Source organism: Paenibacillus beijingensis (genome assembly GCF_000961095.1).
GTDB lineage: Bacteria > Bacillota > Bacilli > Paenibacillales > Paenibacillaceae > Paenibacillus_O > Paenibacillus_O beijingensis.
On sequence record NZ_CP011058.1, the window covers coordinates 5,181,510 to 5,196,393 of the forward strand.

At 48.0% G+C, this 14,884-nt stretch carries 13 protein-coding genes; 4 read left to right on the forward strand and 9 right to left on the reverse strand.

Annotation, left to right across the window (positions count from 1 at the left end):
- Positions 1 to 299: 299 nt before the first annotated feature.
- From VN24_RS23390 to VN24_RS23410, 5 genes are all read right to left on the reverse strand, one after another.
- Positions 300 to 674 (reverse strand): IDEAL domain-containing protein, encoded by a 375-nt coding sequence (locus tag VN24_RS23390; RefSeq protein ID WP_045672387.1) that lies wholly within the window; start codon positions 672 to 674, stop codon positions 300 to 302.
- A 298-nt stretch (positions 675 to 972) separates the two neighbouring features.
- A complete protein-coding gene (locus VN24_RS23395; protein ID WP_045672388.1) occupies positions 973 to 1,398 on the reverse strand; it encodes a VOC family protein in 426 nt (141 codons plus the stop codon).
- Between the two features lie 153 nt (positions 1,399 to 1,551).
- Positions 1,552 to 2,688, reverse strand: a complete 1,137-nt coding sequence (locus VN24_RS23400) for a phosphodiester glycosidase family protein (RefSeq protein ID WP_045672389.1) — start codon at positions 2,686 to 2,688, stop codon at positions 1,552 to 1,554.
- A gap of 485 nt (positions 2,689 to 3,173) precedes the next feature.
- Positions 3,174 to 3,896 carry an amino acid ABC transporter ATP-binding protein gene (locus VN24_RS23405; RefSeq protein ID WP_045672390.1) on the reverse strand — a complete coding sequence of 241 codons (723 nt, stop codon included), beginning with the start codon at positions 3,894 to 3,896 and terminating at the stop codon, positions 3,174 to 3,176.
- Positions 3,883 to 5,346, reverse strand: a complete 1,464-nt coding sequence (locus VN24_RS23410; protein WP_045672391.1) for an ABC transporter substrate-binding protein/permease — start codon at positions 5,344 to 5,346, stop codon at positions 3,883 to 3,885. The genes VN24_RS23405 and VN24_RS23410 overlap by 14 nt, the downstream gene beginning before the upstream one ends.
- A gap of 221 nt (positions 5,347 to 5,567) precedes the next feature.
- Between VN24_RS23410 and VN24_RS23415 the strand changes: the two genes are divergently transcribed.
- Positions 5,568 to 6,230, forward strand: a complete 663-nt coding sequence (locus tag VN24_RS23415) for a hypothetical protein (RefSeq protein ID WP_045672392.1) — start codon at positions 5,568 to 5,570, stop codon at positions 6,228 to 6,230.
- A gap of 27 nt (positions 6,231 to 6,257) precedes the next feature.
- Here the strand turns inward: VN24_RS23415 and VN24_RS23420 are convergent, their stop codons facing one another.
- Positions 6,258 to 7,685, reverse strand: a complete 1,428-nt coding sequence (locus VN24_RS23420; RefSeq protein ID WP_045672393.1) for an alanine/glycine:cation symporter family protein — start codon at positions 7,683 to 7,685, stop codon at positions 6,258 to 6,260.
- A 344-nt stretch (positions 7,686 to 8,029) separates the two neighbouring features.
- On the opposite strand from VN24_RS23420, the gene VN24_RS23425 reads away from it, so the two are divergent.
- Positions 8,030 to 9,310, forward strand: a complete 1,281-nt coding sequence (locus VN24_RS23425; protein ID WP_045673627.1) for a sensor histidine kinase — start codon at positions 8,030 to 8,032, stop codon at positions 9,308 to 9,310.
- Between the two features lie 6 nt (positions 9,311 to 9,316).
- Positions 9,317 to 10,237 carry a response regulator gene (locus VN24_RS23430; RefSeq protein WP_045672394.1) on the forward strand — a complete coding sequence of 307 codons (921 nt, stop codon included), beginning with the start codon at positions 9,317 to 9,319 and terminating at the stop codon, positions 10,235 to 10,237.
- Positions 10,238 to 10,253: 16 nt separating this feature from the next.
- Here the strand turns inward: VN24_RS23430 and VN24_RS23435 are convergent, their stop codons facing one another.
- From VN24_RS23435 to VN24_RS23445, 3 genes are all read right to left on the reverse strand, one after another.
- The gene (locus VN24_RS23435; RefSeq protein WP_045672395.1) at positions 10,254 to 11,651 is read right to left on the reverse strand and encodes an MFS transporter; all 1,398 of its coding nucleotides are present in this window, start codon (positions 11,649 to 11,651) and stop codon (positions 10,254 to 10,256) included.
- Between the two features lie 62 nt (positions 11,652 to 11,713).
- On the reverse strand, positions 11,714 to 12,319 hold the full coding sequence (locus tag VN24_RS23440; protein WP_274520397.1) for a TetR/AcrR family transcriptional regulator: 606 nt from the start codon (positions 12,317 to 12,319) through the stop codon (positions 11,714 to 11,716).
- 59 nt (positions 12,320 to 12,378) lie between these two features.
- Entirely contained in the window at positions 12,379 to 13,791 is a 1,413-nt protein-coding gene (locus VN24_RS23445; RefSeq protein WP_045673629.1) for an aminotransferase-like domain-containing protein, read from the reverse strand.
- A 130-nt stretch (positions 13,792 to 13,921) separates the two neighbouring features.
- Here VN24_RS23445 and VN24_RS23450 point away from each other — a divergent pair, with 130 nt between their 5' ends.
- Positions 13,922 to 14,869, forward strand: coding sequence for a DMT family transporter (locus tag VN24_RS23450; RefSeq protein ID WP_045672396.1), 948 nt, complete (start codon positions 13,922 to 13,924; stop codon positions 14,867 to 14,869).
- The last annotated feature ends 15 nt before the right edge of the window (positions 14,870 to 14,884 follow it).

The following is a 14,884-nucleotide window of genomic DNA, read 5'->3' on the forward strand; positions in this document are numbered from 1 at the left end:
AGTTTCTTACATTATACCACGAAAAAGACAATTTCTCCTTCATTTAAGACTTAAGACGCACCGACCGGTTCGAAACCCCGCAACTGCTGTTTTATTGCGGAGATACTTCAAAGCCGACGATATGATCATTTAGTTAACCTGTACGGCGATTTATGAATCTGTGAAATCGGATTGCCGAATTGAGCAATGCGAAAAAACCGCCGGAGCGGCGGTTTTTTACACACTGGTAAAAACAAAGGGAATGCAACGTTGCCCTCAATAGATTTATACTACTATTCTGACAATTCTAGAGGCAAGAATTACATGATTCCCGAATATCCCAGCCGATTTTTAAGAAACGGGTTGGGAATCGCAGCTTGTTTGATGGTGTTCTCTGATTTTGAATTAGAGCTTAATTGTTCGGAAAGCTCCTTAAACCACGATTCATCTCGTGTTGACAACGCAAGGTCGATAAAATTTTGCAGGGCCCCCGCATCATCCAATGAACTTTCAGGAAGCAGTTTCAGCCACTGTTCACGCACGGCGACCTCTTTGCCGACTGCTTCTTCGTTATCGGAGCTAACGACATACACCTTTACGATTCCATGCATGTCAGCTTCCGCTTCAACAAATCCGTGAAATAACTCGCCATTGTTCGTTTTGCCTTTCACCCAATCGCTAATTTGAACTGTCATTGTTTATTCACCGCCTGCTCCAAAGTTTTTAACTGTAATCAATGTGGTTACATTTAGGTTTAAAAAATTGACGATCCGCCCGTACCCCCTGCTCATCGTCTTCTAATTTAAACTTGTTACTGTAATAATATTAGATACAGTTAAAAATGTCAAGCTTTGCTTCAATCTTCCCCCACATGAAACGCTCTTTCATCAAAATACAAAATACGCCAAGCCGTCAACCAACATAGGCTTAGCGTATTTTCACCGTTCACAGCCAATCGATTCAAATAAATATAGCGACTTGAGTTATAACAATTTAATGTTGTCCCTCTGTGTAAATTTGGAAGGTAACACCGTACTTATCCGTAACAATGCCGTATGATGGGCTAAAATGAGTTTCTTGCAGAGGCAAACCCACTTGGCCGTCCTGCTGCAACACTTCAAAAATTTGTTTTGATTTTTCCTTGTCGTCCGTTGAAATACAAATGGTGACCTGATTTCCCGATTGGTGAGGTTGTCCCGGGAATGCATCGGAAAACATAAGCTCCGACTCGCCAACTTTTAACGTTGCGTGTGCCACAAGATCCTTAGCTTCTGCCGGTAAAGGAAAGTCGGGGTTTTCCGGCATCTCTCCGAAAGTTTGGCTAAAAAGTAGTGTGGCATCCAATGCTTTTTCGTAAAAATCAATCGCTTCCTTAGCATTTCCGTTCAATACTAAATAAGGAATTAAACGCAGCGTCATCTTCACACAGCTCCTCGGTCCTATTATTTTCCTTACAACCACAACTTGATTATAATATATAGAACATATGTTTGCAAATTTTAATTTTTTATTAACGTTTAAACGAACGTGGAGGATTGGCCATTCGTACAGCGTGGAGCAAATGAACCTTCTCTACACATACTTGACGAGTATTGCATTGCTGATTTGTCGGCCGGGAGCCGTTATATATTTGCCGTCATAGTAGAGTCCGCTGGACGCGCCGCCGTCAAGATTCATGGCCTGAAAGGCGCCCGCTTGTTTCATAATGGAAGCCAGCTGTGGGATCGTAGCACCACTTGAGGTCAAAAGGATCAGCTTATGGTCACGGGTAATCCCGAGAGCGCTTCTGGCACCGCCGCCCGTCAAAATTTTGGGATCTCTAAACCCTTCTTGTTTCACATTCAGGTCAACTTTACCGTCGAGCAGGAGCCTCGGCCCTGCCTGCAGCGCCCCGTCAATCGTCCCCTTCCGGAAGCGGCCGGGGAAGTCGGCACCGGCAATAAGCTCAGCAAAGTTGTTCCTGTCATATAAGAAAATGGTTCGAAGATCACCGGAGCTTTTATGAAGCATCTTTCCGCTGTTTACAAGATATCCGTACGGATTTTTGTTTTCGGACGTTGTATAGGCATCGAAGAAGGTTCCGTTAATCGCCAGAATGGCTCCATTACGGCTCGCAATGCTTTTCAGCTCTTCTACTTTTCCGATTTCATTGCCAGCCAACGCAATGTCAAGATCAATGCGGGGATCTAACAACGAAACGGTTACCATATGGACCGGAACCGTTTTATTGCCTACTTTAAAGGTCCGCTGTTCAGCAATGATCGGATTCGCATCTTCCTGAATGGATCCTCGTTTGATAACCGGAAGCTGCATGGATTGACCATTCCACGTCATGAGCACGGCTGATATGTTCGCCTTCCATTCGAGCTGGATCCCGAGAGCAAAACTCACAAATTTCAAAGGCACATACGTAATCCCATCCTTCGTAAAAGGCGGACTTTCGAGCATGACAGCGGCACCGTTTATACTTGCTTTCATTTCACCGACAACAATTGTTACATTTTTATCGGCATTTACAATGTCGATCCGCTTCTCCTCTTCATTCCATGTTACTTTTGCGCCGGCATAGTCGCTTAGTAACCGAATCGGCACGAACGTTCGATTCGTTTGAGGATCGGTATAACCTAATTGTTTTTCCTTTGCGAAGCAAAGGCCCGCCCCCGTCAAGGAAAGTAAGACAGCAAGCAGATAGACAATGATCTTTTTCATGTAAATAAGACTCCTTTGCTCACATTCATCATTTCCTATGTAGTATCGGCTCGTTTAGTTGTTATTCGTATATTTTTCTCATCAAAAATTTTAATTTTTTCCTGCTGCAGGCATCATTAATGCGACAATCGCTTTGATCAAGCCGCACCGCGAATAGCGCACAGTGAAGAGAAAGATTTGTCTTGAAATGATGATGAGAAAACCACTCGTATGGCTTGCGAACCGAGTCATCGTTATTTGTGCATATTGAACCTCTTCCAAGCTCTAACGAATCGTAGCGCCACTATTCTATTCCTATCGACTCGGTTGGCTTGTTTTTTGATGAAATAATGATTGCAGGGTTCGTTATCGCTCTAGAGAGTCGAATGATTCCTGAAATAACGGTATTACGATTCTTTATAAAAAAAGCCTTCCCGGACTAAAAATCCGGAAAGGCTTGCTTACGGCTGTTTGCCGTTCATGCGTTCAGTTTGAGCTGTATCCCGTTACAATACTTTCGCGAGAAAATCTCGCGTACGGGGGTGTGACGGATTGCCGAACACCTGCTCAGGCGTGCCCTCCTCGACGATCAGGCCGTTATCCATGAAAATGATTCGATCCCCTACTTCGCGGGCAAAACCCATTTCATGCGTCACGATGATCATCGTCATTCCGCCTTCCGCAAGCTTCTTCATGACATCCAGCACTTCCCCGACCATCTCGGGATCAAGCGCCGATGTCGGCTCGTCAAACAGCATCACATGAGGCTGCATGGCCAAAGCGCGGGCGATCGCGATGCGCTGCTTCTGGCCGCCCGATAGCTGGTTCGGATAGACATCCCGTTTATCGGCCAAGCCTACCGTCTGGAGCAAATCAAGAGCGATCTTCTCGGCTTCCTTCGGCGACTTGCCTTTTACTTGAACCGGTGCAAGCGTTAAATTTTGCAGTACGGTCTTATGCGGAAAAAGATTAAAATGCTGGAACACCATTCCCATCTTCTCCCGGGTTGCGTTGATATTATGGCCGCGAGCCGTGATCGGTTCATTTTCAAATAAAATATCCCCGCCAGTAGGCTCCTCCAACAAATTGAGACAGCGCAGGAATGTGCTTTTCCCCGAACCGCTGGGGCCGATGACAACGACAACCTCGCCTTTGGCGATCGTAATGTCGAGCCCTTTCAGAATTTCATTCTTGCCGAACGATTTGCGCAGCTGTTTAACGGCGATCATGAACGGAGAGCCTCCTTTCCCAGACTCCAAGCAGCTTGGACAGAATGAATGTCAACATAAAATACATGGCCGCCGCGATCAAAAAAGGACTGAGTCCCTTGTACGTAATATTTTTGACGACCTGTGCCTGATACATAATATCGACCATGCCGATGACGGAAATGATCGACGATTCTTTGATAATGGTCACAAATTCGTTGCCGATGGCCGGCAGCACAGACTTGAATGCCTGCGGTAAAATGACAAGCCTCATCGCTTTGCCGCGGGTCATGCCTAGCGAGCGGGCGGCTTCCATCTGGCCGCGGTCGACACCTTGAATGCCGGCACGGAATATTTCCGCCAAATAAGCCGAGCTGTTCAAGGACAAGGTGATGATACCGGACTGCAGCGGCGAAAAATTAATATCGAGCGTTAACGCCAATCCGTAATGGATAATCATAAGCTGGACAAGCATCGGCGTTCCGCGAAGCAGCTCGACATATGCCGATCCGAGCCACTGTAAAACTTTAATTCCCGTCATTCGCAGCAAGCAAATCAGCAAGCCGATGACAAATCCGAACAATACCCCAAGCGCGGACAACAGCAGCGTGTAGCCGAGTCCAGCCGCATAGTAATTTCGATACTGCCAGAAGATGCTAAAAATGTTGTCAGAAGGAGGCACTCTATCCGCTGACAGAAGACTGGCTTCCGTAACCATCTTGTCAATGCTGCCGTCATTTTTCAATCGGCTTAACGTTTCATTTACTTTGCCGAGCAGCTCCGTATTGCCTTTACGGATTCCGATCGCCGCTTGAACGGGCGCTTCATCCGGAGTTGCCGCCGCAAGCGCCAGCGCCCCGTCCGACAAGTAACCTTTGGCGACGGTGTCTTCAATCACGACCGCGTTCACCCGTTGCGTCTGAAGCTGAAGCGCCAAATCTGAAATTTTGTCCAGAGAAGTGAGAACGGCATCCGGGATATTCTGTGCAATTTCTTCCTGGATGGATCCTTTTTGGACGCCGATCTTCTCCCCTTTCAAGCTGTCCATCGTCGGGTACTTGTCTGTATCCTCCGAACGGACCATGATGACCTGGTTGGATTGATAATAGCTGTCGGAGAAGTCGATACTCTTCTTCCGCTCCTCCGTTGGAGTCATACCTGATATGACAAGGTCCACTCTCCCGCTTTGCAGGGCGGGCAATAAGGCATCGAAGCTCATATCCTGAATGACAAGCTTTGCGTCCAGATCGTCTGCGATCTGCTTCGCGATTTCAATATCGAAACCGACAATTTTGTCCTCGCCGTCAATTGTCTTATGAAATTCATACGGCGCAAAGTCGGCGCTTGTTCCGAGTACTAACGTTTTCTGCGATTGGCTTTCCGCCCCGTAGGCGTTCAAGACCGGAAATCCCGCCACCGCCAGCAAAGCCAGTGACAGAAGAAAAGCCGTAATACGAAAGGCTTGTTTCAAAACTGTTTCTCTCCTTATTTCTTCATGTTCATATTTTGCATCGTGATTGCGAAAGTACATCGCATCAGCTGTGACAATCTGAACATTTTATTGCAGTTATCATTATAAGTCAAATAAAAAAAGATTGAAATTGGTATTTTTACAACTTCAAGTTTATTGCCAATCACGTTTATCCACGCAGCAAATAGGCGATAAATGTTCATATTGAAGGGAGGATGCTTATGACGAAAGCAACCGGCAGCTTTGCAGCGGGAACAGCAATATTGGCGGGCGGAGTTCTGTTTTTGCTGGCTACGGTGATGCATCCGCTTGTAACGGACCCATGGCTTGGCTTGAAAGTACTTCCGCATATCGCCCATTCGCCAGTCTACTGGCAATTCGATCATATTTTAATGCTTACAGCGATCCTGTTATTGTTCAGCGGGTTAGCGGCAGGAGCAAACGCTGTTGCAGACGAGGCTAAACCGGCCCGAATAACATTCGGTCTATTCATTGTCTCGATGACAATTTGGATCCTTATTCTCGTCATGGAACTGACGATAATCCCACATCTTGCTGAGAATTGGAGCGAAACGCAGTCACAAGAAACCGGCGTTATATTTACCGGACTGTTTGCATACGGCATCTTAGCAGGCGATATCGCGATGATGCTGGCCTGGATCGGTATCGCGCTGCTTGGAAACGCATTACTCAGGAGCAATGAAATGACCCGCACCCTCGCTTCAACCGGCATCCTTTTCGGCGCACTAGGCGCTCTTGGCATCGTTGCCATGCTGTTCGTATCGGATTGGAGCATCGTTATTTTGGCAGCAACATCAGGTCCCGTGTTCTTCTGGGTATTATATTTCGGTTGGCGCATGCTTCGTAAGGAAACTGAGCGTTGAGAGACATTCGAATATATCCCCGGATGTTTAACCGACCTTCGCTTTGTTTCGGGCGGCCGGGGAATTTTCCCAGCTTTCGATGTTTTCAAGTCCTTCGATGCTGTCCTTATAAAAGACCGGATCCTTCCCTGCTTTTTTCTGCGCTGCATAATCTTTCAATGCCAGAAATGCAATTTTGGACAGCAATGTGATCGCCACTAAGTTGACGACAACCATTAAGCCCATAAACAAGTCCGCCATATCCCATACAAGCTGAACTTTGGCCACCGAGCCGAACAATACGATTGCGAGCACGCTGATCCGGTAAATAAACAGCCACGTTTTATTGGTGTTGATAAATTCGATATTGGTTTCGCCGTAAAAATAATTGCCGATCAATGTGCTGAATGCAAACAAAAAAATCATGACCGCCAGGCAGGCCGATGCCCAGGAACCGATATGCTGGCTTAATGCAGCCTGCGTAAGTTCAATACCGCTAAGACCCGGCTGTTGATAGGTATTGGAAAGCAGGACGATAAAAGCGGTGCTTGTACAAATAATGAGTGTATCCGACAGTACGCCGAACGCTTGCACCAAACCTTGCTTTACCGGATGGGACGTGATCGCTGTCGCAGCGGCATTCGGAGCGCTCCCCATTCCCGCTTCGTTCGAGAACAGCCCGCGTTTGATTCCGTTCATCAATGCGGCGCCCAACGAGCCGCCGATGGCTTGTTCGATGCCAAAAGCGTTTTTCACGATTAAAGCAAGCACTTCCGGCATCCGGACGATGTTTGTCAAAACGATGTATAAAGCGACACCGATGTACATCACGGCCAGAACGATGACGATGTACTCCGACATTTTCGCAATCCGCTTCACTCCGCCGAATATGATTCCGGCTAACAGAATGGTGATCGCAATGCCGGCCGTTAAACGGTCCGTGCCGAAAGAATTTTCAAAGGCGACGGTAATCGTATTGGATTGCACCGCATTAAACACAAGCCCGAAAGAAAGTGTAATCAATACGGCGAACAGCGCGCCCAGCCAGCGCTTCTTCAGGCCTTGTTCCATATAATAAGCCGGACCGCCCCGGAACCCGCCTTTATCTTTTATTTTATAGATTTGGGCCAGTGTGCTTTCAACAAAACCGGATGCAGAGCTGATAATGGCAATAATCCACATCCAAAAGACCGCTCCGGGGCCACCCAATGAAATCGCAATTGCAACCCCGGTAATATTGCCGGTTCCGACGCGGGCCGCCATACTGATACAGAACGCTTGAAAAGGCGAAATCCCGTTACCCCCGCTCGTCCTTCCTTCTTTTAAAACACGAAACATCTCTCTTAACATTCGGATTTGCAGAAATCTGGACTTGAATGTAAAGAAAAGACCGATTCCGACGAGCAAAATAATGATGAGATACGACCATAAAAAATCATTGATTTGAAGAACAACATTTGATAACAGCTCTTGCATTACAGCACCTCTCCGATTAATGTTATTGCTTATCCCGCATCGACGCTTGAAGATTAGCCAATTTTCATAACATGGTGTTAAGATCTTAAATGGACACCTACTAAAATCTACAAAAACAGACTTCAAAAAATAAATCAGTGTCATCTTATGTGACGCATGCCTTCCGCAGCACTGTTTCATGAGATCCGCAAATGCTGTTGCTAGAGGCAAAGTTTGACGCTTTATTTCATTTCGAATATTGTTTTTAATCCTTGAAATTCCGTATAATAAAAATCCAATCTGAGATGCGAATCCTTAGTTGTGAAATCTTGACGCCACAGTGGAAGTTGGGAAGTGTACAATTGTTGAAAGCGAATACAGCTGCGTTAATTCTTATGCTGTTTGCCGTACCTGTTGCCGGAGAAATCAATTTCCATCCTTTTCAAGACCCATTCAGGTTCAGTCTGGCCACATCGGTATTTTTGTTTTTTTTATTATGGATTCAAAGGGTTCCCCCCTTATTATCCGGTCTTCTGGTCGGCATCGATGTGGTTGCGTTTCGCATCGGCTGGCAGTTCATTTACACGGGAGATGTTTCGTTTGCGGAGCTTTTTCAACTGCATTATCCAGCCTTTTTTTATTACCTGACTTACGCTGCTTTGTTTCAGTTCATGAAATTGAATCAGCTCCCGTACCGGCCGCTGCGGGTCGGAGTTCTCAGCATCGTCTCCGAATTTATCGCAAATGGGGTCGAGCTCTCTTTCCGCCAGTCCTTCAGTTTGAACACGCCGGAGCTCTATGCCATCGGTACGCTGCTATTAACCGCGGTCATCCGAACCTTTTTTGTTCTCGGTTTTTTTAATATCATTCAATTGCGCCAGTCGATCGTGAACGAAGAACTGCAGCGGAAAGAAAAAGAACGCATCCTTCTGCTCGTTTCAGATTTATACGAAGAGTCCGTACAGCTGCAAAAAACGCTGCGAGATTCGGAAGAAATAACGAGAGAATGCTATGATTTGTACCGCGGCCTGCAAAATGCCGGCTCATCCGACGAAATTGAACATTTTGCCCAGAAAGCGCTGCGAATTTCCGGACAAGTCCATGATATAAAAAAAGATAATCAGCGTATTTTGGCGGGACTATCGAAAATGATCGCCGAACAGAGCTCTGCGGACTATATGAATCCGAAAGATGTCGGGCATCTGATTGTCCGAACGAATGAAAAATATGCTGCCGTCTTGGGCAAACAGCTCCAGATTAATTTGCATGTGGAAGAGGCGCTGCCTCCCGTGCATGTATATACGATGCTGTCCTTGTTGAACAATTTGGTCGCCAATGCGGTAGAAGCGATCCGCTGCGACGGGACAATCAACATCTCTGTCCGCCGCTTGAACGAAATGATTGAATTTCGCGTCAGCGACAACGGACCCGGCATCCCCCTCAAGAAACGGAAGCTTATTTTCGCGCCGGGATATACTTCAAAGTATGATGATTCAGGACAACCTTCTACCGGAATGGGATTGTATTACATTCAGGAGGTCGTGAAAAGCCTTCAAGGGCAATTTGAATTACAGGATGACGGCGAAACCGGCGAAACGGTCTTTATGATCCAACTGCCTGTCGATAAGATTGTCGGGAAGGGATGAGAACAGATGCGGTTTTTTATTGTCGATGACGATCAAGGAGTCCGTTCCATGATCGCGGATATTATTGAAGAGGAAGGTCTCGGGAAAGTTGTCGGGGAAACGGATGACGGTTCTAATATAAACGGAGATCTGCTGGAGCTGAAAAAAGTCGATATTCTGCTGATCGATATGCTGATGCCGGTTCGGGACGGAATTCAGACCGTGCGGGCATTAGGATCGCGGTTTCAAGGAAAAATTATTATGATCTCCCAGATCGAATCGAAAAATATGATTGGCGAAGCCTACTCGCTCGGAATCGAGTATTATATTACGAAACCCGTCAACCGGCTTGAGATTTTGGCGGTCATTCGCAAGGTAGAAGAACGATTGAGGCTGCAAAAATCGATCTCCATTATTCAGCAGACGTTACAAGGAATTCAAATCGAGAAGCCGCAGGAGAGCCAGGAGCCGCCGGTTACGGAAAATAAAATCGTTACGTCCGGTCATTTTCTTTTGTCTGAGCTTGGGATGATCGGGGAAGCGGGCAGCAATGATTTCTTGGATATGCTGGCTTATCTGCACCAAAAAGAATCCGAATCGGTTGAATTTCCGGCGGCCTTCCCTTCCCTGAAGGAAATATTTATCAATATCGCCGCAAAAAAGCTGGGAAGCTCCGCAGCAGCCGCGGAACTGAACAAGGAGATCAAAGCGTCGGAGCAGCGGGTACGCAGGGCCATTTTTCAAACGATAACGCACGTTGCATCTCTAGGCCTTACCGATTATTCCCATCCAAAGTTTGAAAATTACGCTTCGAAATTTTTCGACTTCACCGAAATTCGCAAACGGATGCTGGAATTGCAAAACGATCTGGAGCCGTCGCAATCCCAGGTTCGGATCAATACGAAAAAATTTGTACAGGTGCTTTATTTGGAAGCGAAACGAGGATAAGACTTGCTCGAAACGATCATCCCTGTTTGCTTCGATTTACAACCAAATGACCGGAGACCCGCTCTCTTTCCCGCCCGAACTGGAAGTAATAAAACACCAGAATGGCGACATGCAGTGCAGCAAGGACGAAATAAATATTGCTGAATACAACACCGCCCGTGTAGAAGTATACCGGGTTCAAGCGGAAATCGGAACCGAGATCCACCATCCTGCTGTACAGGCCGGCAGCCATTGCGGACGAAATGAAATTCAGCAGCGAGAATATCCCCATGCCGACTCCTGTGTGTTCCTTCGGCAATGTCGTCGAAATCGATTTGGACATTGCAATGAGCATGGAGGATTGACCGACATTGCCGAAGATCAGAAATACAGCAATGATAAAGGGTGAAATGGCGGTAAAGGTTGAAAGCAGCCCAAAACTGGCGATTAACGATCCCGACGCCAAATAAAATACATAAACGTGCCCCCGCGAGTCGGCCATTGTGCCGGTTGTCTTCCCGAGTAAGGCCATCGCGATCGCTGCCGGAACCATGGCAAAGCCGATTCGTTCGGGCGGCAGTTCATGGACTTGGGCGAGAAGCTGCGGAGTAAGGAATACTAGCGAGAACCCGATTCCGCTTACGAGAAAAACGATCGATAAACCGAGCGTATACCTTCTGTTCCTGAAAAGCCGGGGCTCGATGAACGGTTCGTCCGCGGAGCGAGTGCGGGCGATGAATAACGCCAGTGTCAGCAAGCCGCAGGCCGCAAACGACCACGTTCCGTTTGTCACACTAAGCAGCAGCATGGCCACCGTTACAGCTAACAACCCTCCGCCAATCCAGTCCATTTTAACGGGCCGGCCTTGTTCGTCATCCAAATACTTTCGGTAAAAAGGCAGTGTAAGCAAAATAAGAAGCGGCAGAGCAAATAACCAGCGCCAATTTGTGACACTGACGACAAAAGCTGCGATAACGGGAGCAAGAGCATTGCCAAGAGCCATGCCTACCGTTGCGGTGCCGATCGCGGCGCCTCTGCGCTCCGGAGCGAAGTAACGCACGGGAATGAGCATGGCGGTTGCGGGGACTACGGCCGCCCCCATAGCCTGCAAGCACCTGCCGAATAGAACCATTCCAAAGGTTTGAGAGAACAAACCGATCAGTGAACCGAAAGCAAAGAGCAGCAGCCCGAACGTAAGCAGGTTCTTAAGCCTGTAACGATCCGCCAGCTTCCCGTACGTCACGCTACCGATCGCGTAGATCAGCGTATAAGCGGAAGACATCCAACTGACCTCCGATGTCGTCAGATCAAATTCGTCCCGAATCTGGGGAAGTACAATATTGAACATAAATGCGCTGATCACGGACAGTGTGAGCGTCATCATCAGGATTCGAATCAGCTTCTCTCCGTTTTGCTGCCGGATTTCCTCTTCCATCCTTATCGCGTCCTTTCAATAAATGTATGCAAGTAATTACTTGCATGGAGGTGGTAAAAAAACTAGGGCGTTAATGCCCTAGCAAACAGCCGCACGCTCTCTTCAATAAAGTCTTCCATCGGCACGCCCGGAAATGTTTCGTCGGCACCCAGGCTGCTTACGAATGCGCCGTAATTCATCCACATGAAGGACAACGCCTGCAGTTCCGGGTTCGTCCGGATCAATCTTCCTTTCTCAACCATCGCTGTAAAATATGCCGTCAGCAATGTTTTCAATTGCTGCGGCCCCCGTCTTGCCCGCTCATGAAATCCGGGGAGGTTGTTGCCTTCCTTAATGCCGATCTGGATCATCTTCCGATTGCGGTTCATGATGTCGTGATACGTGCGGCTGATCAGAAGTAAATCCGTATGCAGCTCCCACTCGAGCTTCTCGTTAAATAGCTTGATCATCTCTTCCGTGTAATGATAGCGTTCAAATGCAGCTTCAAGAAGCTTCTGCTTGCTGCCGAATTGACGAAACAGCGTCACTTCGTTCAGCCCGGCTGCGGCCGCGATTTCTCTGGTCGTAACGCCGTGATAGCCTTTTTCCGCCATCAGTTCGATCGCCGCCGACAGCAGCTTATCGCTGCTGCTCAATTGGTTAATAACGATAATTGATCCTCCTTCCAAATTGAATGCAAGTACTTGCTTTCATTTTAATCCATCATATTCCAGCTTACCCGAATACGTCAAGGGGATAGATGTGCGATATTCACAAGCCGTTTAATCCCTTCCCGCAATTGCCCTTCATTGACAAAGGAATAACATAAACGGAGGGAAGATTGCATCTCCATAAGCGGATCACAGATGGCACCTGGCACGAAGGAGACGGATTGCCGAATGCTCTCCGCCAGCAGCGCTTTCATATCAATCGTTTTGGGCAAATGAACCCACAGGTTAAGACCGCCTTTGGGACTGACCCAATTCCATCCGGCAGCGGCCAATTCCTCCTCCATAATGTCTTTGCGAATTTGCAGAGCGATGCGCAGCTTATCCAAGTGCTGCTGCATCCGTGCCGATTCAAAGTAATGCAAAAAGATTTTTTGATTAACGAGCGGCGTACCGTTGTCCGTTAACGATTTGGCGGTTACGAGCGGCTCGATTACGGACCGCCGGCCTGCAACGGCGCAAATCCGCAATCCGGGCGCCATATATTTGCTGAAGCTTCTGAGGTACACGACCCACCCCTCGGAATCGTAACTAAATAAAGGTTGCGGAGGCGGCTCTTCGAAATACATCTCGTGGAACGCATCGTCTTCAATCAAGAGACACCGGTACTCCTCGGCCAATTCGACCAGCCGCTTGCGCTGCGAAGAAGGAACGGTATAACCGGTCGGATTATGAAAGGTAGGATTCATATAAAAGAAGCGCGGCTTGAACTGTTTCATTAACATTTCGACCCTTTCGAGGTCATAACCGTCCGGATGAATCTCAACCGGAAGAATCCGGCAGCCCTGCTGCCGGAAATTGTCCAGCGCCGCACTATACGTCGGCCGTTCCACCAATATAACATCGAGCGGCCTGATAAACGTGCGGGAAAGCAAGTCGATCGCCTGTGTCGCCCCGGTCGTAATCAGCATCTCGCCCTCCGTCAGCTGAATTCGGGAATGCTTCGCCAAGTACCGGCAAAGAACTTGGCGAAGCTCCTCATCCCCCTCTACGGGAGAGTAGCTTCCCATTAATTTCGGGTAGGTATCGAATACCTTCTTGACATATTCGGACAGATATAGATTCGGCAACAGGTTCGGATCAATCAGCGCTTGCGAAAATTGATAAACGACCGGCAGCCGCTGGATTTCGGACAAATCGTTTTTCAGCAGAACAGAAGCGGCAATCGGACGGCTCCCCGCATACTCCGGCGCTTCCTCTTTCGGATCGCCGGGGCTTACGTAATAACCCGCTTTCTCTTTTACATAGGCTTTTCCGTCCTGTTTCAACATTTGATAGGCCCGAAAAACCGTCAGCCGATGAATTTGAAATTGATCGGCAAGCTGACGAATAGAGGGGAGTTTATGATGGGCTTTCCACTCTCCGCGCTCGATTCCGGTAAGGATGTACTCGTATACTTGCCTGAATAGATGGCCGGAATCCCTGGATGTCATCGGTGCATTTTTCACAGCTGGACCTCCTTTTACCGTTAATTGTACACGAAGCTGTTTTCACCTGTTCTATCTCTTTCCATCTGTTCTATTCTCTACCTTGTATGATACATAAATAAAGGGGGAATCAGCTATGATTATTTTTAATTACTTGCTTGTATGCACCATTTTCGGCACAACCTTCCTGGCCATTAAGATCGGTGTCGATGCCTCCGCACCGCCATTCTTCTCGGCAGGGATACGATTTTTCATCGCCGGGCTGCTTCTGTTTGTTTGGTCGGTGTGGAGAAAAAAAGCCGCCTTCGCTTTACTGCTGCGCAAAGAAATGCTGCTTACCGGAATCGGGCTGACGTTTGGCACGTTCTCGGCTTTATACTTTGCCGAACAATATGTTTCCTCCGGCATCGCCGCCGTGTTATCGGCAACGGGACCGCTCATCATTCTGATTTTGCAGAGCGTTGTGCTGCGGCAGCAATCAACGGTTACCTCCGCCATCGGCTGCATCATCGGATTTGCAGGCGTTATATTGCTGCTGCTTCCCACTCTTACCGTTGCAGCCGGCGGATGGCAGGTCGTCGGAAGCATCGCGATTCTGATCGGCGAGCTTTTCTATGCTTCAGGCGCTTTATACTCCAAAAAGGTGATTCAACGCTACCCTCAGTCATCGCCGATCGCGTTGAATGCCACCCAAATGATGTACGGAGGGCTGCTGCTGCTCCTTCTGTCGGCGTTTACTGAACACGTGCAGATGACGAGCTTGCTCTCGACGAGCGCGCTCGGTTCGCTTCTTTATTTAATCGTCATCGGCTCCATGATCGGCCACAGCCTCTTTTATTGGCTCATCTCGAAAACAAATCCCGTCTTTCCGTCGACCTGGCTCTACGTTTCGCCGCTTATTGCCCTTGTGATCGGAGTGCTGTTTTACCGCGAAACGGTCACCTGGGTGATGGCGCTCGGAGCTGCAACGATTATCGCCGGAACGATATTGGCGAACCTGGACAGCCTGAAGCAGCTGGTCCGCAAGCCAAGAGCGACCGTTTCCAGCGCTGCTAAAGGATCGTTTTCTCTTCACAAACGGTAAACCGGCCCGAACAAA